Here is a 23,327-nt window from a genome sequence, read left to right as displayed (position 1 = left end):
TTATCTAACGCAGTGCGCGGGATGCGCTGGGGTGCAGGCCTGACCAGGGCCGTGCGAGGGGAGACACATCTTGAACGGGCGACCGATATCGGGGGCATCGGTTGGTGCGCGGCGGCGGGTTTCCAGGGGGAGGGGCCCATTGGCCCTGGTCCTGGGCACGATGCTGCTGGCCGTCACGGCATGCGGTGGCGGCGGCGACGGGGACGACAAGGGCAAGGGCGGGGGTGCCGGCAAGGCCGGTGGGAATGAGCCGTCCGTGGCGGTCGTGACGATAGCGCCCAAGGACGGCGCCAAGTCGGTCGCGACGAGCGGGGCCCTGAAGGTCTCCGCCGACAAGGGCAAGCTGACCGAGGTGTCCGTCGAGGACACCAAGGGCAACGACGTAGCCGGCAAGATCACGGACGGCGGCGCCGGCTGGACGCCGGAGCACCACCTGGCGGCCTCCACCAAGTACAAGGTGCACGCCGTCGCGAAGGACTCCGAGGGCCGCGAGTCGGCGAAGGACTCCTCCTTCACCACACTCACTCCGCAGAACACCTTCGTCGGCCACTTCACGCCCGAGGACGGCTCGAAGGTCGGCGTCGGGATGCCGTTCTCGGTCAACTTCACCCGCGGGATCACCAACCCCGAGGACGTGGCCAAGGCCATCCAGATCACCACGGAGCCCAAGGTCGAGGTCCGCCACAAGTGGTACGGCAACGACCGCCTGGACTTCAGGCCCGAGGAGTACTGGAAGGCCGGCACCAAGGTCACCGTGAAGCTCAACCTCGACGGCGTCGAGGGCCGCCCGGACGTCTACGGCGAGCAGAGCAAGACCGTCACCTTCACCGTTGGCCGCAGCCAGGTCTCCACCGTCGACGCCAAGTCCAAGAAGATGACGGTCGTGCGGGACGGCAAGACCATCAAGACCATCCCGATCACCTCGGGCGCCCCCGGCACCACGACGTACAACGGCCAGATGGTCATCACCGAGAAGCACACCGTGACCCGGATGAACGGCGAGACGGTCGGCTTCGGCGGCGAGTACGACATCAAGGACGTGCCGCACGCGATGCGCCTGTCCACGTCGGGCACGTTCATCCACGGCAACTACTGGGCGGGCGCCGGAGTCTTCGGCAACCAGAACGCCAGCCACGGCTGCGTCGGCCTGCGCGACGTGCGCGGCGGCTACGACGGCAAGACCCCGGCCGCCTGGTTCTTCAAGCAGTCGATGATCGGCGACGTGGTGGTCGTGAAGAACTCCGAGGACAAGACGATCCAGTGGTGGAACGGGCTCAACGCCTGGAACCTCGCCTGGGACAAGTGGGAGAAGTAGCCTCGAAGTAGCGCACTTCGGGACACACTTCAGACGTACGTACGCGGGGCCTCATGCTGTGAGCAACGGCATGGGCCCCGCTGCGTGAACGGCCATTAACCTGCCCCCATGACCGTGAATCTCGAAGTCTCCGAAGGCGTCGGCACCATCCGCCTCGACCGTCCGCCGATGAACGCCCTGGACGTCGCGATCCAGGACCGGATGAAAGAGCTCGCCGAGGAGGCGACCCGCCGGGACGACGTACGCGCCGTGATCCTCTACGGCGGCGAGAAGGTGTTCGCCGCCGGCGCGGACATCAAGGAAATGCAGGCCATGGACCACGCGGCCATGGTCAAGCGCTCCGGCGGCCTGCAGGCCGCCTTCACCGCCGTGGCGAAGATCCCCAAGCCCGTCGTCGCGGCCGTCACCGGGTACGCGCTCGGCGGGGGCTGCGAGTTGGCGCTCTGCGCGGACTACCGCATCGCCGCCGACAACGCCAAGCTCGGCCAGCCCGAAATACTGCTCGGCCTGATCCCGGGCGCGGGCGGCACCCAGCGCCTGGCCCGGCTCATCGGACCGTCCCGGGCCAAGGACCTGATCTTCACCGGACGCATGGTCAAGGCCGACGAGGCCCTCACTCTCGGCCTGGTGGACCGGGTCGTGCCGGCCGCCGAGGTGTACGAGCAGGCGCACGCCTGGGCGGCGAAGCTCGCGCAGGGACCGGCGCTCGCGCTGCGCGCCGCGAAGGAGTCCATCGACGCCGGTCTGGAGACCGACATCGACACGGGCCTCGCGATCGAACGCACCTGGTTCGCGGGGCTGTTCGCGACCGAGGACCGCGAGCGGGGCATGCGAAGCTTCGTGGAGGAGGGGCCGGGCAAGGCCAAGTTCGTCTGATGCGGGCCGAGTTGGTCGCCTGATCCGGCCGACTTACCGCACTGAATCAGCGTCAGTTGACCGTGTACTCCCCAAGTGGCGGATTATCTGCGGCTTAAGGCAGCCTTAAGCCTGTCTTGCCCTCAACCGTGAGTGATCATCCATGAACGGGCGGTTATCGCAGGTCAGTTGAGGTGCAAGGGACCCTTAAGTGCCTTAGGCATATGCCGATCAGGCCCTCCGGAACCGGTGGTTCCGGGGGGCGTATTCCGCCGTAAGGCCCCCGCGAGGCGCGAAACGCGGCCATGATGGGTGACATGGCGGGGCTGGAGGAAAGTCAACAACCACAGCGGCACGGCAGTGCGACCGTGGTGCGGTGGACGCCGGCCGTCGAGGACGAACAGGCTCTCAAGGCCCTTGAGTTGTTCGGCAACCCGACGGAGGCGGAGGTCCCCCTGCCCTCGCGCCCCGAGTCCGCGGGCACCGCGCGCCGCCTCACCCAGGTGGTCGTCCTGCGCCAGTGGGCGCTCTCCCCGCAGATCGCCGAGGCCGCCGTGCTGCTCGTCTCGGAGCTCGTGGGCAACGCCGTGCGGCACACCGGGGCCCGCGTCTTCGGCCTGCGGATGCTGCGCCGGCGCGGCTGGATCCGGGTCGAGGTCCGCGACCCCTCGCGCGGCCTGCCCTGTCTGATGCCGGTCCAGGAGATGGACACGAGCGGCCGCGGCCTCTTCCTGGTGGACAAGCTGTCGGACCGGTGGGGCGTGGATCTGCTGCCGCGCGGCAAGACGACGTGGTTCGAGATGCGGATCGCCGACCGCTGAAGCTCCCGCCTCCCGGCCCCGTATGCACAGAAGCCCCCTTGCGTCGTAGTGCGACGCCACGGGGGCTTCTGTGTGGTGCACCGCAGATCTTCGGGGGTGTGATCCGCGGTTGCTAGGTCGACCGAACTCGGGTCAATGAGGGTCGATGCATTGACTATGGCAGAGATATTGCGGCAACGCCAATTGAATCAAAGGTGATCCGGCCCACTTGCCTTGTAAGTGTCGAGTAAGCTCAAGAGAGGCTCAAGGGAACCCGACTTCGAGGCCGCGCACCACAAACGACCTAATTTGGGTCAATCATTACCTTTTGCGATTCAAGCCCCTTAAATGACGATGTGACGCCAATCGATCGTCGTGGTGCGCTGCTCGCGCTCACCGGAGCCCTGACTGCCGCCTGCTCCCGGGCCGAACCCGGCCCGCGCCCCGCCGCGCCCACCCCGGCCAAGGCGCAACGGCCCGCACCCCACGGCCCGGCCCCGGCCCCCCGCAGGTTCCCGGGCCTGCCCGCCCAGATCGAGCACGGCCCCCGCACCGCGCAGCGCGTCGCCCTCACCTTCCACGGCCAGGGCGACCCCGCCACCGCCCGCGCCCTGCTCGGCCAGGCCGAGCAGGCGGGCGCCCGCGTCACCGTGCTCGCCGTCGGGCGCTGGCTGGACGAGCACCCCGCGATGGCCCGCCGCATCCTCGACGGCGGACACGAGCTGGGCAACCACACACAGCGCCACATCGACATCAACTCCCTTCCCGGCAAGGAGGCCTACGCCGAAATCACCGGCTGCGCGGACCGGCTGCGCCGCCTCACCGGGTCCATCGGCACCTGGTTCAGGCCCTCCCGCGCCCAGGGGGCGAGCCCGCTCGTGGCGGAACTGGCGCGCCGTGCGGGCTACCCGCACGTCCTCTCGTACGACACCGACTCACTCGACTTCACCTCGCCGGGCGCCCCGACCGTCGTCAGCAATGTGACCGGGCAGATCAGAAACGGCTCGGTGGTGAGCCTGCACTTCGGGTACGCGGACACGGTCGCCGCGCTGCCCGCCGTCCTGGAAGAACTCGACCGCCGCGGCCTGCGCGCGGTGACGACCACGGAGCTGTTGACCTGATGCTGCACCTCACCAAGCGAACCAGCGCGCTGCTGTGCGGCGCCGTCCTCGTCGCGGGAGCCTCCCTGGCCGGCTGTGCGACCCCGGCCGACCAGACCACGGACGCGGCCTTCGGCAAGAAGGCCCCGGTCAAGCCGGCCCAGCCGAAGGGCATCTACGGGCTGCCCGGAATGCCACCGGTCCTCGATGCCAAGGACGTCTACGCGGCGGACCGGCCGAACAAGCTGTCACCCGTGGTCAAGGACTTCCCGCAGCGCGTGTACGTCCCCAACACCAACTCCAACACGGTCACCGTCATCGACCCCAAGACGTACGAGGTCGTCGACACCATCGACGTCGGGGTCCAGCCCCAACACGTCGTGCCCTCCTGGGACATGAAGACCCTCTGGGTCAACAACAACCGCGGCCACACGCTCACCCCCATCGACCCGAAGACAGCCAAGCGCGGCGGCCCGGACGTCGAGGTGCACGACCCGTACAACCTCTACTTCACGCCCAACGGCAAGCACGCCATCGTGATGGCCTCGCTCGACCGCGAGCTGGTCTTCCGCGACCCGCACACCATGAAGCGGGTCAAAACCGAGCCGGTCAGCTGCTACGGCGTCAACCACGCCGACTTCTCGCTCGACGGCCGCTACTTCATCGTGTCCTGCGAGTTCTCCGCCGAGCTCCTCAAGGTCGACACGGCGAACATGAAGGTCGTCGGCCAGCTCAAGCTGCCCTTCGAGGGCGCGATGCCGCAGGACGTGAAGATCTCGCCCGACGGCAAGACCTTCTACATCGCCGACATGATGGCGCACGGCATGTGGGTCCTGGACGGCGACAAGTTCACCACCCCGAGGCTGCTGCCCACCGGCAAGGGCTGCCACGGCCTCTACATCAGCCGTGACTCCAAGGAGATGTACGTCCCCAACCGGGGCGAGGGCTCCATCTCCGTCTTCGACTTCGCCAAGAACAAGCTGACCAAGAAGTGGTGGCTCCCGGACGGCGGCAGCCCCGACATGGGCGGCGTCTCGGCGGACGGCAAGGTCCTCTGGCTGTCCGGGCGTTACGACTCCGAGGTGTATGCCATCGACACCAGGTCCGGTGTCCAGCTGGCCCGCATCCCGGTGGGCGGCGGCCCGCACGGGCTCGCGGTCTATCCGCAGCCGGGGCGTTACTCGCTCGGCCACACGGGCATCTTCCGCTAGGAGACTGCCAGTTGGCCGCTGCCTGGGAGACGATGGTCACCGGGCAGCGGCCAAGGGGTAGGAATGGCGGTCTTCGCGCAGATCCGCAGCGACTTCGCACAGCGCAAGAACCTCGATGTGTACGTCACGATCGTGGCCGGGATCGTGGTCTGTGTGCTGTCCCTGGTGGACGTCGTACCGGTCGACAAGACCCCCAGCATCGTCCTCGGCCTGCTCGCGATCCTGGCCTTCAATGTGCTGGCCACGCGGGCCGCGGTGGAGCGGTCGGCGGCGGCGCATGCCACGCTCGACCGGTTCACCGAGCACTTTCCGCCCGACATCAACGACGTACGCGAGGCCTCGGCCGACACTCTGCTCATCGGTGTCGACCTGGCACGTACCATCGAGCAGTCCTACGGGGCCTTCGAGCGGCGGCTTCGGGAGGGTGCCCGGCTGCGGATCCTGCTCACCGACCCCGAGGCCGGGAGCGCGGCCCTGCACGCGCGGCACCAGCGCAGCAATCCGGACGACGAGACGATCCAGGCCGGTATCACGGCCTCCCTGCGGACCCTCCGCCGGCTGAAGCAGGACGTCGGTGGCGACCTCCAGGTGCGCACCACGCACACGGCCCTCACCTTCGGTCTCAACTTCACTGAGGGAAAGCGCCATTCGGGCACCCTGTTCGTCCAGCTCTACGGCTACCGTCTGCACGGCGAGAGCCGACCCCACTTCCGGCTGACTCGCCGCGACGGCCCTTGGTACGAGTGCTACGAGCATCAGGCCGAGACCCTGTGGGCAGACTGCGCCGACTTCGACTTCGACCGGCTGGGAGCGTGAGGCTCGATGACGGATGCCGGGATCGGAGGCCTGCTGGAATCGCTCCTCGGGGAGCGCGCGGTCAGCACGGAGGAGTACGCGAAGCGGCTCGCGGATTTCGACGTCGGGGCCCTCCTCGACGCGGCCCTCGACCACGCCACCCCCGCCGAACTGACCACCACGTGCGAGGAGTCGTACACCCACGCCAACGGCTTCGAGAAGGTCAGCTTCCCGCCCGTGCCCGGCCGTGCCGAGCGCCTGCGTCTGCACCTGTGGCGGCGGGCCCCGCTCCAGGCCGACCCGCACAACCACCGCTGGGCGCTGACCTCCCGCGTCCTCGCCGGCGCCCTGCGCAGCACCACCTTCGAGGCGGGCGCCACCGGTACGGTCCACCGCCACTACCGGCACCGCCCGCACACCCCGCCGCCCGGCTGCACCTTCGACGAGCTGGGTTCCGCCACCCTCCAACTCGCCTCTGTGATCGACCACTTGGCGGGTCAGACCTACGCGCTGCCGCCCGAGACCGTGCACGTCGCCGGTCCCGCGCCCGGCCGGATCGACCCCACGGTGACGCTGGCCCTGGAGCTGGCCCCGGTCACCCAGGACACCGATGTGTACACCCCGGCAGGTGCCGCCAAGCCGGTCGGCACCCGTGTGATGCCGCCCTGCTACACCCCCGACGAGGTGCGCGCCCGGCTGGGTGAGGTGCGGCAGCTGGTCGCGGTCTCCGCGTTCCGGGAGGTGATGCGCCGGGCCTATACGGCCCCGACGTTCCGGCACCACCGCTGGTACGTCCCGTACCACCTGGAGCTCGTGGAACGCCTCGCCGCCGAACTCCTCGACCACTACCCGGGGGCCGACCGCGCCAAGGTCTCGGCGCTCGTGTGGCTGCACGACTACGGCAAGGCCCTGCACAACAGCCCGAGTCACCAGGTCACCCTCAGCGAAGGCGCGCTGCGGTTGCGGGAGGCGGGGCTCGACGAGCCATTCGTGGCCGACGTGGTGGCGTACGCCCGGATGCTCGACCGCGCCCCGGAGCTCGATCTCTCCCGCGCCCCGGTGGAGGTGCGCATCGCCTCGTCCGCGGACGGCTGCGCCCATCTGGTCGGGCCCTTCTTCCACCTCTACTGGTGGGAGAACCCGGATCGCCCCCATGACCAGCTGATGGCGGAGAACCTGCGCAAGCTCGACAAGGACTGGCACCGCAAGATCGTGCTGCCCGAGGCGCGCGCCGCCTTCGAGGGGCGCCACCGGATGCTGCGCGAGCAGGCGGGCGAGCTGCCGGAGCGGTTCCTGACGTGAGGGTCCCTGAAGCGCGGGATCCCGATGCAAATGACGGGAGTTCCCCGGGCGCCGTCCACCTGGGGTACTCCCGTTTCAGACAAGGAGAACGTTAGTCCTGAGGGGGGCGGTGTGCCGTAGGGGTGACGGGGGAAATGGCGCGATCAGGTCTGCCTCTGTCCGGAACTGAATCCCTGATTCCGCTTTACGGAAGTAGCAGCGCCTCCGAGCCGATCGGCCGGTACCCCGCCACCTGGAAGGCCCGCACGCTGCGCGCGTTCCCCGGCGACTGCTGCGCCCACACCAGATCGCCGTCCGGCACGAGATGCCGCGCCGCCACCGCGAGGGCCCGGCCGAGCCCCTGGTGCCGGACCGCCTCGTCCACCTCGATGGCCGCCTCCCAGCGCCCGGCCACGCCGCGGCCGAGCACGAGCACCCCGCCGTCGGCCGACCAGACGCGGACCCCGTCGCGGCGGCGCCTGGCCCGCACGACCCGCGGGTGCTCCGGGTCCTCGATCTCCCGCAGGTCCAGCGGGGGAGCACCGGGCAGCCGGTCGGCCACGGTCAGCAGGTCGATGGTGTCGATCGTGCGGCCGGTGCGGTCCAGGAGGGCCGCGAGGAAGCGCGGGTTCATCGTCGCGGACAGCGCGTCGCAGTCGAGGGACGCCAAGGTGGCGCGTACCCAATCCGGATCCTCGTCCGTGAAGACCACGGAGTGCGCGGTACACGCGAGCACTCCCGCATCGCGCGGGCCGGGCTGCGGTACGACGGTGGTGGTGCCGTCCATGGGCGGGAACTTCCCCCGGGCCGCCGCCTCCAGCGTCTCGCTCAACGTCATCTGCATAGTCGCACCTTTCCTTGCTTCCAGCCCTTGCTGCCGGCCCCGGCCGCAGCTGCCCGCTGCACTGAGCGCGGACCACGGCCGTTAATCTGACCATTGCCGAGGACACGGCAGTCAACAAAGCAATGATCAAGGGGAGGCTCCTGTGGCGACCATCGACGAGGCGCGCGAGACGTTCAAGAAGTTCGACGCGAACGGCGACGGGTTCATCACCGCGGACGAGTTCGCGCAGGCCATGGCGAGGATGGGCGACTACCACGTCACCGGGTCGGTGGCGGCCGCGGTCATATCCGACAAGGACCAGAACGGCGACGGCCTGCTGTCCTTCGACGAGTTCTGGGCCCACGTCAGCAAGTCCTGACCCCAGGCCAGGGCCCGGCACGCGCACCGTCACGAGCCGGGCCCGGCGTCTTCGGGTCCTGGGGGCTTCCCTCTCAAGCCTTGAGCCTTAAGGGGGATTTGCCCCTTTTCGCCCTACGATGGGCAGCCCGAGGAAAGGCCCAGCCCGATGTCGCATGCCCGCCCCCTGGTCGAGCAGACCGCAGACCGGCTGCGCGACCGGATCGCCGCAGGGGAGTGGCCCGTCGGCAACCGGCTGCCCGGTGAGACCGACCTGGCCAAGGAACTCGGCGTGGGCCGCTCCACCGTCCGCGAGTCCCTGCGCGCCCTCACCAGCGAGGGCCTTGTGCAGCCCAGGCAGGGTGCGGGCGTCTTCGTCATGGCCACCGAGCCGGTCGCGGACTGGCCGACCCGCCTGCGCAAGGCGGCAGTTGCCGACGTCCACGAGGTCCGCCTGCTCATCGAGGTCCAGGCCGCGGCCCTCGCCGCCGAGCGCCGCACCCCCGAGGACCTCGACGCACTCGACGCCACGCTGGCGGCCGGGCACGCGGCGGCCCACGGAGCCGACTTCGCACTGCACGCGGCGGTGGTGCGGGCCGCGCACAACCCCGTACTCGCCGACCTCTTCGACGAGTTGGCGCCCGTGCTGCGCCAGGCGGCGCTCGACCTGGTGGACCCGCCGGCACCGCCCACCGACGACCCCGGCCCGGCGCACGCCGCCCTGGTCCAGGCGATCCGGGACGGCGACGCGACGCGGGCGGGCAAGGAGGTCCGGGCCGAGCTGGAGCGGACCTTGGCGCGGCTGAGGGGCACCGGAGGGGCAACTGAGGGCCACCTGAGGGGCTAGGGCGTGTCCGGCGGATCTTCGCGGAAGAGCCCGCGGCGTCTGGTGCGTGCTCTCGGCGTGCGCCCGGATCGCCCTCGTACTGGACGTACTTGGGTGATTCGGGCGTGCGGCGAGAGTGCGTGCCAGGCGTCGTGGGCCCGCGAAGATCCGCCGGACAGGCCCTAGGGCGTCGCCCACTCCCGCAGCGCGTCCCGGCTCGCGAAGTCCGCCACGTTCTTGTCGAGCGGCTGGTCCGTGTACTGGTGGAAGCGCCAATCGGCCTTGATGCGCGGCTTGCCGGCCGTGACGTAGTCGGCGATCCAGAGACCGTCGCCCGCGTAGCTCGTCGTGTCCACGTTCAGCCAGTAATTTCGATTGGTGTAGAGCAGGACGCGATGGTTCGGCCGCAGCCGCTTCACTTCCTTGATGAACTGATCCTTCTGCGCATTGCTCGCATGCGTCCCCTCCCCGGTCGTCTCCCAGTCGCAGGCCAGCAGATCCCCGCCGTGCTCCGCCGCCTTCGTCACGAAGTACTCGGCCTGGGCCGCGATGTTCCCCGGCCAGAGGAAGTGGTAGAAGCCCACCACGCACCCCGCGTCCCGCGCCTTCTTGGCCTGGGCGTTCATGCGGGGGTTGATGTAGGAGCGGCCCTCCGTCGCCTTGACGATCACGAAGTCGACGCCGTCCGTGCCGAACGAGGACTGGTACGAACTGACGTCTATGCCACGCAACATGAGGGCCGCCTCCCGTTGTGCCGCGACGCCTAGGGTTGCGCCGCGGCCAGATAGCCGTGTTCAAGGAGCCACTTCACATTGAGCCGCTGCCCCTCGCCCGGGTCCAGGAACACGGAGTCGAGCTTGATCTGTTGCCCGCCCCCAGGCTGTTCAAACCAGGGCGCGATGCCGCCCTGCCACACCCAGAAGGGCTTGGTCACCTTGTACACGTGATAGTTGCAAGGCTCCGCCGGGGAGGGGGAGTTGAGGTTCGTCGGGGGAAGAGCGCGTTCCTTGTACGGGTCCCCGGCCGGGGCCAGGAACGCGCCGTACTCGGAGCCGAAGCGGTCCAGGCGCTGTCCGGTGCGCAGCTTGGCCGGTTCCTTGTCGATCTCGCCGTTCACCTCGGCGAAGCCGTCGTTGGGCGGGTACTTCCAACTGCCGGTGTCGGCGGGGCCCTCCCAGTACTTGGTCACGAAGGCCGCGTCGTTCAGCTTCCCGGTGCGCTTCCACTTCTTGAGCAGGGGACCGACCGGCGCCTCGGACTTGGCGGGCAGATGCCGGGGGCCGAGCCGCTTGTCGCCGTGGAACTCGCCCGTGCAGGGGGCGGGGCGGGCCGTGGTGGGCCGGTCGTCAGGGGTGGCGGCGCTCGCGGTGGTGGGGACCGCGACCAGGGCGGCGGTGATGCCCAGGGCCGATAAGGAGCGGCGGATTCGGTTCAACTCGGATGTCTCCTCACATTTCTGATGTGCCATCAGCAACGCAAGGTAATGGATCGACACCAGTGCGTGGTGGTCCGTGGTGCGCTTTTGGCCACCGCGGCCCGCGCCCGCGTCCCGGTCCCGCGCCCGCGTCCCGGTCCTGGTCCCGCGCCCGCATCCCGGTCCCGCGGGGCGGGCTAGTCGAGCCCCGACACCTTGAAGAGCAGGTGCGCGGTATCGCTGTCGATGCGCCGCGACAGCTGCCGCAGCGCGGTTGCCCCGCAGGTCAGCAGGCCGCGCTCGGTGGACGTACGGGCGTCCCGTTCGAGCCGGTGCCACAGGTCGGGGTTGGCCGTGAGGACCTTCGGGTCGAGTTCGACGCGTACGCCGTAGAGGTCGCGCAGGACCAACCGCTGGGCGACCCCGTCGAGCCAGCGCACCGACACCAGGCAGTCGGTCCGCACGCTCTGGGTGCGCAGCATCCCGCGCGAGGTCAGCCAGCCCTCGCCCGCGGTGACCAGGGGTGGCCGGAGCACGGCGAAGAGCAGCAGGGCGAGCCCCGCCCACAGTGCGGTGCGGCCCGGGTCGAGGCCGTTCGCGGCGGTGTCGATCAGGAGCAGCAGGGCGAGCAGCGCGCCGGCGCAGAGCAGTGCCTCGCGGCGCTCACTGGCCCAGTTCCGGTCGTGGAGCACGGCTTCGGGGGCGCCTTCGGGGGCGGTCATGGATCCGACCATAGGAAGGGTGCGGGCCGTCGACCAGGGCGTTGACACGAAGCTGACGCGTCGGAAATCCAACTTTGACGGCGCTCGCCGCCGTGTCGTGGGGAGAGCGGTCGCCGCCAACCGTGCACCGTATGGGGAAAACCACCGCAAGTAGTGCTAAACCCCTTAATTCGGGAGCTCAGGATGGCCGACGTGCTCTTCGTCGTCACCACGGTCGCGGTCTTCGCGCTGGTGGCCCTCATCGCCAAGGGGGTGGCCAAGCTGTGAGCGCAGAAAACATCATCGGGCTGATCGTCGCCGTCGCCCTCCTCGGCTATCTCGTCCTCGCCCTCGTCAAACCGGAGAGGTTCTGAGCGATGAGTCCCGTACTGGCCGACGTCCTTCTGGTCGCCACGCTGATCGCCGCACTGGCCCTGGCACATCGCCCGCTGGGCGACTACATGGCCCGTGTCTACGAGCCCGAGTCGAAGCGGCACCTCCGCCTCGAAAAGTGGATCTACAAATCCATCGGCGCCCGCCCCGACGTGGAGATGCACTGGCCCGCCTATCTGCGCGCCGTCCTCGCCTTCTCCCTCGTGGGCGTCCTCTTCCTGTACGTGCTCCAGCGCGTCCAGGACAAGCTGCCGCTGTCGCTCGGCTTCCCGGCGATCAGCGCGGACCAGGCGTTCAACACCGCCGCATCCTTCGTGTCGAACACCAACTGGCAGTCGTACTCGGGTGAATCGGCGATGAGCCACCTCACCCAGACCGGCGGCCTGGCCGTGCAGAACTTCGTCTCGGCGGCGGTCGGCATGGCGGTCGCCGTCGCCCTGATCCGAGGCTTCGCCCGCGCCCGCACCGGCGAGCTCGGCAACTTCTGGGCGGACCTGGTGCGCGGCACCGTACGCATCCTGCTCCCGCTCTCGATCCTGGCGGCGATCCTGCTGGTCGCCGCCGGCGCCATCCAGAACTTCTCCGGCATCCAGCACCTCACCACGCTCACCGGCGAGCAGCAGGCGATCAGCCCGGGCGCGGTCGCCTCGCAGGAAGCCATCAAGGACCTGGGCACCAACGGCGGCGGCTACTTCAACGCCAACTCCGCGCACCCCTTCGAGAACCCCAACGGCTTCACCAACCTCCTGGAGATCTTCCTTCTCCTCCTGATCCCGTTCTCGCTGCCGCGCACCTTCGGCAGGATGGTCGGCTCGGTCCGCCAGGGGTACGCGATCGTCGCGGCGATGGGCCTCATCTGGTTCGTCGGCGTCGTCCTGGTGACCTGGATCGAGTACGCGCACCCGGGGACTGCCTCGCAGCTGGCGGGCGGCGCGATGGAGGGCAAGGAGCAGCGCTTCGGCGAGGGCCCGTCGGCGCTGTTCGGGGTGTCCACCACGATGACGTCGACCGGCTCGGTCAACTCCTTCCTCGACTCCTTCAGCGGCCTGTCCGGCGGGGTGCTGCTGCTCGGCATGATGCTCGGCGAGATCGCGCCCGGCGGTGTCGGCTGCGGCCTGTACGGCATGCTCATCATGGCGATCATCGCGGTGTTCCTGGCCGGGCTGATGGTCGGCCGTACCCCGGAGTACCTGGGCAAGAAGCTGGGCACGCGCGAGATCAAGCTGGCCGCCTGCTACATCCTGATCACCCCGGCCCTGGCACTGGTCGGCACGGCCCTCGCGATGGCGCTCGGCACGGGCGAGTCCTCGATGACGAACATCGGCCCGCACGGCTTCTCGGAAGTCCTGTACGCCTACACCTCGGCGTCCAACAACAACGGCTCGGCCTTCGCCGGCTTCGACGGCAACACCACCTACCACAACACCGCGTTGGGCCTGTGCATGCTGCTCGGCCGCTTCCTGCCGATGGTGTTCGTGCTCGCGCTGGCCGGTTCGCTGGCGGAGCAGACCCCGATCCCGGCCACCGCGGGCACGCTGCGTACCGAAAAGCCGCTGTTCACCGGCCTGTTGGTCGGCACGATCCTGATCGTCACGGGCCTCACCTTCTTCCCGGCCCTGGCCCTCGGCCCGCTCGCGGAAGGACTGGCGGCATGAGCACACACACGCACACGGGGGAACACGACGGAGGAAGCCGGGTCGGTGCGGGCGTCTTCGACCCCAAGGCCCTGGTCGATTCGCTGCCGGACGCGGTCCGCAAGCTGGACCCCCGGGTGATGGTCAAGTCCCCGGTGATGTTCGTGGTGTTGGTCGGCTCGGTCCTGACGACCGTGCTCGCCGTCAAGAACCCCGGGGACTGGTTCGGCTGGGTCATCGCGGCCTGGCTGTGGCTGACGACGGTCTTCGCGAACCTGGCGGAGGCGGTCGCCGAGGGCCGGGGCAAGGCGCAGGCGGACACCCTGCGCAAGGCCAAGACGGACACGGTGGCGCGGCGGCTGTCCAAGGACGGCACGAGCGAGGAGCAGGTGCCGGGTACGGACCTCGGCATCGGTGACCTGGTGGTGTGCGAGGCGGGCGACATCATTCCCGGCGACGGTGACGTCGTCGAGGGGGTCGCTTCCGTCGACGAGTCCGCGATCACCGGTGAATCGGCGCCGGTCATCCGGGAGTCGGGCGGTGACCGCAGTGCCGTCACCGGTGGCACGAAGGTCCTTTCCGACCGCATCGTCATCAAGATCACGACGAAGCCGGGCGAGACCTTCATCGACCGCATGATCAACCTGGTCGAGGGCGCCGCCCGCCAGAAGACGCCCAACGAGATCGCGCTCAACATCCTGCTCGCCTCGCTGACGATCGTCTTCCTGCTCGCGGTCGTCACGCTGAAGCCCTTCGCGATGTACGCGGGTGCCGACAAGCAGACCTCCCTGATCGTGCTCACCGCGCTCCTGGTCTGCCTCATCCCGACGACGATCGGGGCGCTGCTCTCGGCGATCGGCATCGCGGGCATGGACCGCCTCGTCCAGCGCAACGTACTGGCCATGTCCGGAAGGGCAGTTGAGGCCGCAGGTGACGTGTCGACGCTGCTTCTCGACAAGACCGGGACGATCACCCTGGGCAACCGTCAGGCCGCCGAGTTCGTGCCGGTACGGGGGACGACGGAGGCCGAGGTCGCCGATGCGGCCCAGCTGTCCTCGCTGGCCGACGAGACCCCGGAGGGCCGCTCGATCGTCGTTCTGGCGAAGGAGAAGTACGGCCTGCGCGAGCGCCACCAGGGCGAGCTGACGCACGCGACCTGGATCGAGTTCACCGCCCAGACCCGCATGTCGGGCGTGGACGTGGACGGGCGCAAGGTCCGCAAGGGCGCGACCGGTTCCGTCATGGCCTGGGTGACCGAGCAGGGCGGTGCGGTCGCCGACGACGCGGCCACGGTCTCCGACTCCATCTCCGAGGCGGGCGGTACGCCGCTGCTCGTGGCCGTCCACGACGGGGAGGGGGCACGGATCCTGGGCGTCATCCACCTCAAGGACGTGGTGAAGGACGGGATGCGGGAGCGGTTCGACGAACTGCGCCGCATGGGCATCAAGACCGTCATGATCACGGGTGACAACCCGCTGACGGCGAAGGCGATCGCCGAGGAGGCGGGCGTCGACGACTTCCTCGCGGAGGCGACCCCCGAGGACAAGATGGCCCTGATCAAGCGCGAGCAGGCCGGCGGCAAGCTGGTCGCGATGACGGGCGACGGCACCAACGACGCGCCCGCCCTCGCGCAGGCCGACGTGGGCGTCGCCATGAACACCGGAACTTCCGCAGCCAAGGAAGCCGGGAACATGGTCGACCTCGACTCCAACCCGACCAAGCTCATCGAGATCGTCGAGATCGGCAAGCAACTCCTCATCACCCGAGGCGCGTTGACGACCTTCTCCATCGCCAACGACGTCGCCAAGTACTTCGCGATCATCCCCGCGATGTTCGCCGTGGCGTACCCGTCGCTCGGCCGGCTCGACATCATGCATCTGCACAGCACACAGACCGCGATCCTCTCCGCGGTCGTCTTCAACGCGCTGATCATCATCGCCCTGGTCCCGCTCGCCCTGAAGGGCGTCCAATACCGGCCGATGAGCGCGGACAAGATGCTCCGGCGCAACCTCGGGATCTACGGCCTCGGCGGCCTGATCTCCCCGTTCATCGGCATCAAGCTCATCGACATGCTCATCTCCCTCATCCCCGGGATCGGGTGACGTACGCCATGAACACCTCCCTGCACAGCACCGGCCGCCTCCTGTGGGCCGCCCTCCGCGCCCTGCTCGTCCTCACCGTCGTCACCGGCGTCGTCTATCCGCTGCTCATCACCGCCTTCGCACAGGCTGCCTTCCACGACAAGGCCAACGGCTCGAAGATCAAGGCGGGCGGGAGGGTCGTGGGCTCCGAACTGATCGGCCAGTCCTTCCACTTGAAGGGCACGGACCGGCCCGACCCCCGGTTCTTCCAGCCCCGCCCCTCGAACGGCGACTACGACCCCCTCGCCACGGGTTCCAGCCAGCTGGGAGCCTCCAGCCCCAAGCTGGTGAAGAAGGTGGAGGCGGCGAAGAAGGAGGTCGCCGCCTTCAACGACGTACCGGAGTCCAGGGTCCCCAAGGACGCGGTCACCGGGTCCGCCTCGGGGATCGACCCGCACATCTCCCGTGCGTACGCGCATCTGCAGGCGGCACGGGTGGCCAGGGCGAACGGGCTCGGCGAGGGGCAGGTGCGCAAGCTGGTGGCCCGGCACACCGGGGGGCGTACGGCCGGGTACATGGGGGAGCCGCACGTCAACGTCCTCACCCTCAATGTCGCGGTGCGGGAGCTGGCCGCGAAGTGAGCGGGGCGCGTTCGCGTGGCCGCTCACGCCGGGCGCGTACGTCCGGATCGCTCATGAGCGGGGTTTGACCGGTCGGCCGATCAAGGCCCGTATCTCCTGGGCAGACACCCTCCGACCTGCGCTTCGGCGCACAGGGAAGGTTGAAGGGTGAGGGAGAAAACGATGATCCTCGACGTGTTTCTGCATGCGTGTCTCGGCCTGGGGCTGTTCCTCGGCGTCGGCTGACGGCAACCGGGCACCACGGCAGTGACGAAGCCCCCACCCGGTGGTGGGGGCTTCACCATGACCTCAGGTCCCGACCGGCACATACCGGTAGCCGACCCCGATCACCGTCGCCAGTGCCGCCCGGTAGCTCGGCCCCAACTTGTGGCGCAGCCGGGCGATATGGACGTCCACCGTCCGCCCGCCCGAGTCGCAGCTGGCCCAGAGCTCGGCGAGCAGCTCGCGCCGCGTGAAGGTGCGCAGAGGGTGCCGTGCCAGATGGGCCAGCAGGTCGAACTCCTGTGGCTTCAGGGTCAGGGTGCGGTCGGCGACGCGGGCCGTGCGGCTCTCGTGGTCGATCCGGATGGGGTCGCGCCGGGTCAGTCGGGGCGCATCGTCGATGCGCGTGGCGTGTCCGGCGTCGGACGGGAGCAGGACGACCCGGACCTCGGAACCGGTGCGCTGCACCGATACGGGTACCAGGTCCTCCGCGGCCAACAACCAGCGGCCGTCAGCGATTTGCTCGACGGTGACGGGGGCGTCCTGAATCGCATGTGCGGACATGTGGACTCATCCTCGGGGGGTGACAAGAGTGGATCCCGCGGTCTCCGACACTACACGTGAGGGATTGGATTCGGAAAGTAGCTTCCGTATCGCGGAGCTTGCATCTGCCCTGGTCATGAGGGGTAGTTCGGCCTATTCGCTCGCGAAGAGAGGGGTGGTTCTGGGGTGTTATGCCGGGGACCGTCGCATTCTCGGGCGCCCGGAACCCATGGGTCTCAGCCGTCCGGAACGCACACGGGCCCCCGCCGGAACGGAGGCTCGTGTGCGGGCGCAACGACTGGGCCGCGCCGGGGACTTCACGAAGTGCGGCTACCCGAGGAGGGCCGGGAGCGCGCGGTGACCGTTGACGATGAAGGACTCCATGGGCCGCAGCCCGTCGCGGCCGACGGCCAGGGTCATGTCGGGGAACCGCGTGAAGAGGGCCCGCAGCGCGATGGTGGTCTCCAACCGTGACAGCGGCGCGCCCAGGCAGTAGTGCGGGCCGTGCCCGAAGCCGAGGTTGTCGCGGCGCTTGGTGCGCAGCACGTCGAACTCCGCCGCGTCCGCGCCGTACGCCTCCGGGTCGACGACGGCCGCCGCGAAGGAGACGATGATCGCGTCGCCCTTCTCGATGAGGGTGTCGCCCAGCTCGATGTCCTCCACCGCGTAGCGCAGCGGCATGTAGGCCGAGGGCGCCCGGGTGCCGAGCGTCTCGCTGACCACGTCGTCCCAGTCCGCGCGACCGGCTCGTACATGCTCCAACTGCTCCGGATTCAGCAGCAGTTCGGCGATGGCGTTGCCGATGAAGGTGGTGAGGGTCTCGTGGCCCGCGGCGAGCAGGAGCTTCAGGGTGTCGAGCAGCTCCTCCTCCGTCAGGCAGTCGCCCTGGTCGCGGACCTGGAGCAGCGCGGACGTCAGATCGTCGGCGGGCCGGTCACGCTTCGCGTCGACGAGGCGCTGCAGGACGCCGTCGATGTCGGCCACGGCCCCGGCCATCTCCTGCGCCGTGGCCGAACTGCTGAACCCGATGTCCATCGCATCGCACAGCAGCGCCTCGGCCTCCTTGTCCACCCCTATCAGCCCGGATATCACCCGCATCGGCAGCAGTCGCGCGAACCGCGCCCGCAGATCCACCGGCCGGCCCGCGGGAGCCGCCGCCAGGTCGTCGAGCAGCCCCTCGACCAGCTCCTCGATCAGCGGGCGGAGCTCCTCGACGCGCCGCGAGGTGAACGCTCCCGAGGCCAGCCGCCGCAGCCGCGCACGCCGCTCGCCGTGCGTGGTGAGCATGTTCTCCAGGGCCACCCACGGAAACAGCGGCCACTCGGGAGTGATCCGCCCCTGCGCGAACTCCGGCCAGTGCAGCCGGGCGTCCTTCGACACCCGTGGATCGACGAGCAGTTGCTTGACGTACTTCTGCCGGACGACGGCCCACGCGGCGACCCCGCCGGGCAGTTCGACCCGGACCGCTGCGCCCTGCTGCCGGAGCATCGCGGCTTCCCCCGCCTGGTCGCGCCCGAGCACGTCCAATGCATAAGGACAGACGTCGGTTCCCATCCGTGCACTCCATTCGGTCAGTCTGGCGTGACACGCTCCCACTCGTCCGCACGCCCGGGGACCCCATGGCCTCGCGGACGCCTCGGCAGATCAACACCCATTGTTTTCAGCCGAGTTGAGCGCCGGTCGGGACAATGTACGTGACCGTCCTCCGCTTGGACCGCACGAATGCGCGAATGCCGGCCCGGCACGACCGACGGCCGCCGTCCCCTCCCGGTGCGGGGAGGAAACGGCGGCCGTTTCGGGTGAAGCGGTGCGGCGATTCAGCTCTCGGTGCGGCGGCTCAGCACTCGATGACGTTGACCGCGAGCCCGCCCCGCGCCGTCTCCTTGTACTTGACCTGCAAAAGGTCCGCTGTTAATCATGAGGTTGACCTGCAGTTTTCCCATAAGTCTTCCCTTGGTTTGCGATCAGGGACTTTTCAGGGACATTCCACCTTCCTCCGCTGAGAGCCTGGTATGCCCCTCACGTTGCCCTCAGGGGGCATCTTGCAGGTGGCCTATAGGAGTTCGGGGCAGATGTTTCCCACCCGCCGGTTGGGTGCCGCCCGGTGCTGGAGGTGAGCTTCGGGGCTCTTGGGCTAGGGCGTTCGCGGCGTCGATTTCCGCGGTGAGACGGCGTCTCGCGGATGTCTTGCTCGGTGGGTCGCGGTACGTGTCGGTAGGTGACAGGCGTGGCTGGTTCTGGGGGGATGGGCGATCGATGGGAGTGGGTGAGTTCTCCCTGGTGCACGGACTGTCAGGCGGGCGCCTCTCGCCTGGTGTTGCGTAAGTGCGGCGGCTGGAGTGGCGTATTTGCGCCGTAGCCGATTACGCAAGGTGAAGGGGAGGGGGTTTTGATGAGGGGGCCGCATTCCCGGACATCCCCTGGCGTTTCCCCAGGTCACTCCAAGGAGTGGGCGGATATTTGTGATGCAGTTCACATTGACGGGCGGAACTAGTGCAGCGTTAACTCCCTTCACTCGTGAAAATTTGGTAACTCTGGGGTGGGGACTGTGGAGTTGGGGTGGGGGCATCGTCATGCCCGAATGGCGCATCGCCGCAGAACCGGCCGGGCGCGTGGCGTAGCGGCTGTAGCGCTCATGGGTCTGCTGTCGACAGCTTCGGTCCAGGTGCCTGTGGCACTGGCCGCAGCGTCGGCCGAAGAGGCTCCGGAGTTGTCGGAGGGCCAGAAGGCCCTCGCGGAGGCGCAGGCTTCAGGCAAGCAGATTGAGGTCACCAGCGAGCGCTCCGAGCGCACCACAGTCCTGGCCAACCCTGACGGGTACTCCTTCACCCTGCGCGAGTCGTCGGTGCCGGTACGGGTTTCGAAGCCGGGCGGCGGTTGGCAGGTGCCAGACGCGACGTTGGAGAAGCGCACGGACGGTTCAGTGGCGCCCAAAGCGGCGGCACCGCAGATCGTGTTCTCTGGGGGAGGTGCCAGTGACCCGTTGGCGCGGATTGCCAGCCGTGGCCGGTCGTTGGAGCTGCAGTGGCCCGGGAAGCTGCCCGCGCCGAAGCTGAACGGGGCCAGCGCGCTTTACCCCGAGGTGCTTCCGGGCGTCGACTTGAAGGTGACAGCGACGGTCGAGAGCTTCCAGCATGTGCTGGTGGTCAAGACCCCTCAGGCCGCGGCGAGCGAGGAGCTGAAGGAGCTCACCTTCGGCCTGAAGACCACGGGCCTTGATGTGCGGGAGGGCGCGGCGGGCAATCTGGCTGCGGTGGACGGCGACGGGCAGGCGGTGTTCAAGGCGCCGCGGGCTCAGATGTGGGATTCGGCCGGCCAGGATGCCGTCAAGGCGCCGACCGTGGCCGCCCGAAGCGCAGTTACTGAGACACAGACGCCGGCGGATCCGTCCGAGGCCGCCCCGTCGGGCAAGGGACTGGAGCCGGGTCAGGGCGATGCCGTGGCCCCCATGGACGTCCAGGTCGACAAGGACGCGCTGTCCATCGTGCCGGACACCAAGATGCTGACCGGCACGCCGGAGGCGGCATTCCCGCTGTTCATCGACCCGAGCCACACCTGGAGCGAGACCGAGCGGACCCTGCTGCGCTCGGACGGCTATGAGGACTACGACTGGGGCAATGGCGAGGATGACCTGGGCAAGGGTGTGGGCAAGTGCGGTACCTGGAACGGCTATCCGTGCGGTCCGGGCTATGTGCAGCGCCTGTACTTCGAGTTCTCCCCGGCAGCGTTGAAGGGCAAGAAGGTCCTGGACGCCAGCTTTAAGGTGACCGAGCCGTGGGCGTTCCAATGCGACCCGCGCTGGGTGGACCTGATCCGCACCAAGGACAACATCTCCTCCGCCACCACCTGGGGTTCGCGGCCGGGCGGCTGGGACACCATGGGTGACCGGTATGTGTCGGCGGGACGGGGCTCGTTGTGTGATCCGGATTCTCCGGACGCGCCGATCGAGTTCAACGACAGCCCGGACGAATCGAACGAGAACCTCACCCCCACGGTGCGGGACTTCGCGGCGGGCAAGTTCAAGAACCTCACCTTGATGATCAAGGCGCATGACGAGACGGACACCGCGGCCTGGAAGCGATTCCGCAACGACGCCGTCCTCGAGGTGGACTTCGTCGGCCTGCCGGACAAGCCCACCAGCGTCGGACTGGTCACCGGTGCGGGAACCGTGTGTGAGAAGGATGCCTCCGACCCGGCCATCGTCTCCGATCCGACTCCGGGCCTGGCAGCGACCACGCAGACCAAGCCGGGCGGTGAGAAGGAAGCCGAACTGAAGATCTACTACGACCTGGACCACCAGAACACCGACAACACTTGGTCGGACACACCTGCCGGCAATGGCGACGTCCGCCCGTCGGGCAGTGCGTATGTCGGCGATGGTAAGAAGCAGACGATCACCTGGTCGACACTGGCCGAAGCCAAGCTGTACCGATACCGGGCGTGGGTGCAGTCTTACTACAACGCCGGCAAGAGCCATTTGGCCGGTCCGTCGAACGCGTCGACCACCGGCTGGTGTTACTTCAAGGTCGACAAGACCGCCCCCAAGGCACCCCAGGTCACCCTCGGCGCCCCCTACACACCCTGCCTACCGGACAGTTGTGCTGCCAACGGTGGCCCTGGCCAGAAGTCGACGTTCACGTTCGCCCCGGCCGCCGGCGACACGAACGTGGCCGCTTTTGAGTACAAGATGTCCTCCGAAGCCTCTTGGACCCGCACCACGACCAAGGCGGCCACCTACACCCCGCCACGCTCCGGCACGTACCGCATCTATGTGCGCGCCGTCGACAACGTGGAAGAGGGACGCCCCGGAGCCCAGAGCACTGTCGACTACCTGGTGAAGTCCGGCGAGGGGCCGCTCGGGCGCTGGCGCTTCGACGAGGCCAGCGGTGCGGCGATCGACACCGGCACGGCCAGCGGCACCACAAGGCACAACGCCACCCTGGCGGGCGGTGCTGGGCGCGACGACCGCGGCCGGCGTGGGCAGATCACCCATGACGCCGAGGGGCTTCCGCTGGCGAATGTGATCACGGACAAGGGCCTCGCTCTCAACGGCAGCACCGGATATGCCGCTACCAGCGGCCCGGCTTTCGAGCCTCGCTCGGCATACACGATCTCCACCTGGGTGCGCCTGGACTCGATGGCCAACGACGCAGCCGTCTTGGGGCAGAAGGGGCCCGATGGAAATCCGTTCGCGCTGTGGTACGTAGCCGGTTCGAAGAAGTGGTACTTCGGTGTCCGTAGTGCCGACACCAACAGCTACCAAGGCAGCTACTCGGTCTATGAGGCCCAGCCCAATGTCTGGACGCACCTCGCGGCCTCCTATGACCCGGACAACCAGCAACTGAAGTTCTACGTGGATGGCCGCCTCCAGGGCGGCGCGGTGGCGGTGTCCAAGACGATCGCCTCGGATGCGCCGCTGCAGTTCGGTCGGCTTCAGAGTGCCAGCGGAAGCAGCTACAGCAAGTACTTCCCCGGTTCGATCGATGAGGTTGCGGTGTGGCAGCAGGCGCTGCCGTACGAGTTGATTGCCGATGAAGCGCAGTTGCTGACCTCGGCGCAGTTCGCGGGCGTGGAACTGGTGGCGGACTGGGATGCCACTCGCGGCAGCGGCACCACGGTCGCGGATTCGACCTCCGGCTACGGCAAGAGCCTGACGCTGCAGGGCGGGGCCTCGCTGAGCGGCGGGCAGATTGTGCTCGACGGCGTGGACGATGCCGCCACTGCGCCTGGTCCGTTGGTGTACGACCATGCGGCGTTCACTGTGTCCACTTCGGTCAGTCTGCCCAGTGCTGAGCTTGCCAAGAAGGATGTCGGCTACATCGGCCAAGTCCTCGGCCAGCGCACCGCGGACGGCTCGAGCTGGGGCCTGTGGTTCGAGATGACCGGCAAGAAGACTGAGACCGTTCCGGACCCGGACACCGGCGAGGACATCGAGAAGGTGACCCCCTCGGGCCGCTGGCACTTCGGCCGCCTCAACGCGGACGGCACATTCAGCTCTGTGGTCTCTGACGAGGGCGCCGCGCTGGACAGTCCCGTCAGGCTCACCGGGATCTACGACTCCCTCAAGGGCACGATCAGCCTGTATCTCGGCCACAACCAGAACGGCGACGACACCAAGTACAGCGTCAAACTCGGCACGGGTGACTTCGCTCTCGGCAAGGCCTTTAACGGCGGTGCCTGGAAGCACCATCTGCCGGCACGGATCTCCGACGTACGGCTGTGGGCCGGGGCAATGGCCAGCTCGGAACAGATCGACGCACACGTCGGCGACTGACCGACGCCCTGTGGGCCGCGCGACGGCGCGGCCCACAGAGCGGCCTCGAGGGCCACACAACGACTTGGGCGAACTCCTTTTC

20 protein-coding genes are annotated in these 23,327 nt (G+C 68.6%); 14 read left to right on the top strand and 6 right to left on the bottom strand.

Annotated features, from left to right (window positions below):
- Window positions 1-70 precede the first annotated feature (70 nt).
- The 7 genes from OG430_RS16805 (at window position 71) to OG430_RS16775 (ending at window position 7,378) form a co-directional block, all read left to right on the top strand.
- Window positions 71-1,315, top strand: a complete 1,245-nt coding sequence (locus OG430_RS16805) for a L,D-transpeptidase (protein WP_327353315.1) — start codon at window positions 71-73, stop codon at window positions 1,313-1,315.
- Window positions 1,316-1,423: 108 nt separating this feature from the next.
- Window positions 1,424-2,191 carry an enoyl-CoA hydratase/isomerase family protein gene (locus tag OG430_RS16800; protein ID WP_327353314.1) on the top strand — a complete coding sequence of 256 codons (768 nt, stop codon included), beginning with the start codon at window positions 1,424-1,426 and terminating at the stop codon, window positions 2,189-2,191.
- Window positions 2,192-2,487: 296 nt separating this feature from the next.
- On the top strand, window positions 2,488-2,991 hold the full coding sequence (locus tag OG430_RS16795) for an ATP-binding protein (protein ID WP_327353313.1): 504 nt from the start codon (window positions 2,488-2,490) through the stop codon (window positions 2,989-2,991).
- Between the two features lie 335 nt (window positions 2,992-3,326).
- The gene (locus tag OG430_RS16790) at window positions 3,327-4,091 is read left to right on the top strand and encodes a polysaccharide deacetylase family protein (protein ID WP_327353312.1); all 765 of its coding nucleotides are present in this window, start codon (window positions 3,327-3,329) and stop codon (window positions 4,089-4,091) included.
- Window positions 4,091-5,281 (top strand): YncE family protein, encoded by a 1,191-nt coding sequence (locus OG430_RS16785; protein WP_327353311.1) that lies wholly within the window; start codon window positions 4,091-4,093, stop codon window positions 5,279-5,281. Before OG430_RS16790 ends, OG430_RS16785 begins: the two co-directional genes overlap by 1 nt.
- A 63-nt stretch (window positions 5,282-5,344) precedes the next feature.
- Complete coding sequence (locus OG430_RS16780; protein WP_327353310.1) at window positions 5,345-6,097, top strand: hypothetical protein; 753 nt, start codon at window positions 5,345-5,347, stop codon at window positions 6,095-6,097.
- 6 nt (window positions 6,098-6,103) lie between these two features.
- Entirely contained in the window at window positions 6,104-7,378 is a 1,275-nt protein-coding gene (locus OG430_RS16775) for a hypothetical protein (RefSeq protein WP_327353309.1), read from the top strand.
- 184 nt (window positions 7,379-7,562) lie between these two features.
- Here the strand turns inward: OG430_RS16775 and OG430_RS16770 are convergent, their stop codons facing one another.
- The gene (locus OG430_RS16770) at window positions 7,563-8,201 is read right to left on the bottom strand and encodes a GNAT family N-acetyltransferase (RefSeq protein ID WP_327353308.1); all 639 of its coding nucleotides are present in this window, start codon (window positions 8,199-8,201) and stop codon (window positions 7,563-7,565) included.
- Window positions 8,202-8,343: 142 nt separating this feature from the next.
- Between OG430_RS16770 and OG430_RS16765 the strand changes: the two genes are divergently transcribed.
- Window positions 8,344-8,559: an EF-hand domain-containing protein gene (locus tag OG430_RS16765; RefSeq protein ID WP_327353307.1), complete on the top strand. Its 216-nt coding sequence runs from the start codon at window positions 8,344-8,346 to the stop codon at window positions 8,557-8,559.
- Window positions 8,560-8,706: 147 nt separating this feature from the next.
- Complete coding sequence (locus OG430_RS16760; RefSeq protein WP_327353306.1) at window positions 8,707-9,384, top strand: FadR/GntR family transcriptional regulator; 678 nt, start codon at window positions 8,707-8,709, stop codon at window positions 9,382-9,384.
- A gap of 161 nt (window positions 9,385-9,545) precedes the next feature.
- On the opposite strand, the gene OG430_RS16755 is transcribed toward OG430_RS16760, so the two are convergent.
- The 3 genes from OG430_RS16755 to OG430_RS16745 all read right to left on the bottom strand — a co-directional run bounded on the left by OG430_RS16755 (window position 9,546) and on the right by OG430_RS16745 (window position 11,499).
- Window positions 9,546-10,097 carry a glycoside hydrolase family 25 protein gene (locus tag OG430_RS16755; RefSeq protein WP_327353305.1) on the bottom strand — a complete coding sequence of 184 codons (552 nt, stop codon included), beginning with the start codon at window positions 10,095-10,097 and terminating at the stop codon, window positions 9,546-9,548.
- A gap of 29 nt (window positions 10,098-10,126) precedes the next feature.
- Window positions 10,127-10,798 carry a TNT domain-containing protein gene (locus OG430_RS16750; protein ID WP_327353304.1) on the bottom strand — a complete coding sequence of 224 codons (672 nt, stop codon included), beginning with the start codon at window positions 10,796-10,798 and terminating at the stop codon, window positions 10,127-10,129.
- A 176-nt stretch (window positions 10,799-10,974) separates the two neighbouring features.
- Window positions 10,975-11,499, bottom strand: coding sequence for a hypothetical protein (locus tag OG430_RS16745; protein WP_327353303.1), 525 nt, complete (start codon window positions 11,497-11,499; stop codon window positions 10,975-10,977).
- Between the two features lie 263 nt (window positions 11,500-11,762).
- On the opposite strand from OG430_RS16745, the gene kdpF reads away from it, so the two are divergent.
- From kdpF to kdpC, 4 genes are read left to right on the top strand one after another with little or no spacing between them, the layout of a single operon-like run.
- Window positions 11,763-11,852 carry a K(+)-transporting ATPase subunit F gene (gene kdpF / locus OG430_RS16740; RefSeq protein ID WP_327353302.1) on the top strand — a complete coding sequence of 30 codons (90 nt, stop codon included), beginning with the start codon at window positions 11,763-11,765 and terminating at the stop codon, window positions 11,850-11,852.
- 3 nt (window positions 11,853-11,855) lie between these two features.
- Window positions 11,856-13,526, top strand: a complete 1,671-nt coding sequence (gene kdpA / locus OG430_RS16735; RefSeq protein ID WP_327353301.1) for a potassium-transporting ATPase subunit KdpA — start codon at window positions 11,856-11,858, stop codon at window positions 13,524-13,526.
- The gene (kdpB, locus tag OG430_RS16730) at window positions 13,523-15,607 is read left to right on the top strand and encodes a potassium-transporting ATPase subunit KdpB (protein ID WP_327353300.1); all 2,085 of its coding nucleotides are present in this window, start codon (window positions 13,523-13,525) and stop codon (window positions 15,605-15,607) included. The genes kdpA and kdpB overlap by 4 nt, the downstream gene beginning before the upstream one ends.
- An 8-nt stretch (window positions 15,608-15,615) precedes the next feature.
- Window positions 15,616-16,227, top strand: a complete 612-nt coding sequence (gene kdpC, locus OG430_RS16725; RefSeq protein WP_327353299.1) for a potassium-transporting ATPase subunit KdpC — start codon at window positions 15,616-15,618, stop codon at window positions 16,225-16,227.
- A 288-nt stretch (window positions 16,228-16,515) separates the two neighbouring features.
- Here kdpC and OG430_RS16720 read toward each other — a convergent pair whose 3' ends face one another.
- Window positions 16,516-16,992, bottom strand: a complete 477-nt coding sequence (locus OG430_RS16720) for a winged helix-turn-helix domain-containing protein (RefSeq protein ID WP_327353298.1) — start codon at window positions 16,990-16,992, stop codon at window positions 16,516-16,518.
- Between the two features lie 309 nt (window positions 16,993-17,301).
- Complete coding sequence (locus OG430_RS16715) at window positions 17,302-18,525, bottom strand: cytochrome P450 family protein (RefSeq protein WP_327353297.1); 1,224 nt, start codon at window positions 18,523-18,525, stop codon at window positions 17,302-17,304.
- 1,081 nt (window positions 18,526-19,606) lie between these two features.
- Between OG430_RS16715 and OG430_RS16710 the strand changes: the two genes are divergently transcribed.
- On the top strand, window positions 19,607-23,245 hold the full coding sequence (locus OG430_RS16710) for a LamG-like jellyroll fold domain-containing protein (protein WP_327353296.1): 3,639 nt from the start codon (window positions 19,607-19,609) through the stop codon (window positions 23,243-23,245).
- The last annotated feature ends 82 nt before the right edge of the window (window positions 23,246-23,327 follow it).

The sequence above is a fragment of the Streptomyces sp. NBC_01304 genome (assembly GCF_035975855.1).
Taxonomy (GTDB): domain Bacteria; phylum Actinomycetota; class Actinomycetes; order Streptomycetales; family Streptomycetaceae; genus Streptomyces.
This window is presented reverse-complemented; position numbering and strand designations above follow the sequence as displayed.

What these genes read in the sequence shown, in the direction of transcription:
- OG430_RS16800 (WP_327353314.1), top strand. Translation starts at nt 1,424, where the DNA reads ATGACCGTGAATCTCGAAGTCTCCGAAGGCGTCGGCACCATCCGCCTC.
- OG430_RS16710 (WP_327353296.1), top strand. Translation starts at nt 19,607, where the DNA reads ATGGGTCTGCTGTCGACAGCTTCGGTCCAGGTGCCTGTGGCACTGGCC.
- kdpC (WP_327353299.1), top strand. Translation starts at nt 15,616, where the DNA reads ATGAACACCTCCCTGCACAGCACCGGCCGCCTCCTGTGGGCCGCCCTC.
- kdpB (WP_327353300.1), top strand. Translation starts at nt 13,523, where the DNA reads ATGAGCACACACACGCACACGGGGGAACACGACGGAGGAAGCCGGGTC.
- OG430_RS16780 (WP_327353310.1), top strand. Translation starts at nt 5,345, where the DNA reads ATGGCGGTCTTCGCGCAGATCCGCAGCGACTTCGCACAGCGCAAGAAC.
- OG430_RS16775 (WP_327353309.1), top strand. Translation starts at nt 6,104, where the DNA reads ATGACGGATGCCGGGATCGGAGGCCTGCTGGAATCGCTCCTCGGGGAG.
- OG430_RS16755 (WP_327353305.1), bottom strand. Translation starts at nt 10,097, where the DNA reads ATGTTGCGTGGCATAGACGTCAGTTCGTACCAGTCCTCGTTCGGCACG.
- OG430_RS16785 (WP_327353311.1), top strand. Translation starts at nt 4,091, where the DNA reads ATGCTGCACCTCACCAAGCGAACCAGCGCGCTGCTGTGCGGCGCCGTC.
- OG430_RS16770 (WP_327353308.1), bottom strand. Translation starts at nt 8,201, where the DNA reads ATGCAGATGACGTTGAGCGAGACGCTGGAGGCGGCGGCCCGGGGGAAG.
- OG430_RS16795 (WP_327353313.1), top strand. Translation starts at nt 2,488, where the DNA reads ATGGCGGGGCTGGAGGAAAGTCAACAACCACAGCGGCACGGCAGTGCG.
- OG430_RS16715 (WP_327353297.1), bottom strand. Translation starts at nt 18,525, where the DNA reads ATGGGAACCGACGTCTGTCCTTATGCATTGGACGTGCTCGGGCGCGAC.
- OG430_RS16720 (WP_327353298.1), bottom strand. Translation starts at nt 16,992, where the DNA reads ATGTCCGCACATGCGATTCAGGACGCCCCCGTCACCGTCGAGCAAATC.
- OG430_RS16745 (WP_327353303.1), bottom strand. Translation starts at nt 11,499, where the DNA reads ATGACCGCCCCCGAAGGCGCCCCCGAAGCCGTGCTCCACGACCGGAAC.
- kdpA (WP_327353301.1), top strand. Translation starts at nt 11,856, where the DNA reads ATGAGTCCCGTACTGGCCGACGTCCTTCTGGTCGCCACGCTGATCGCC.
- OG430_RS16760 (WP_327353306.1), top strand. Translation starts at nt 8,707, where the DNA reads ATGTCGCATGCCCGCCCCCTGGTCGAGCAGACCGCAGACCGGCTGCGC.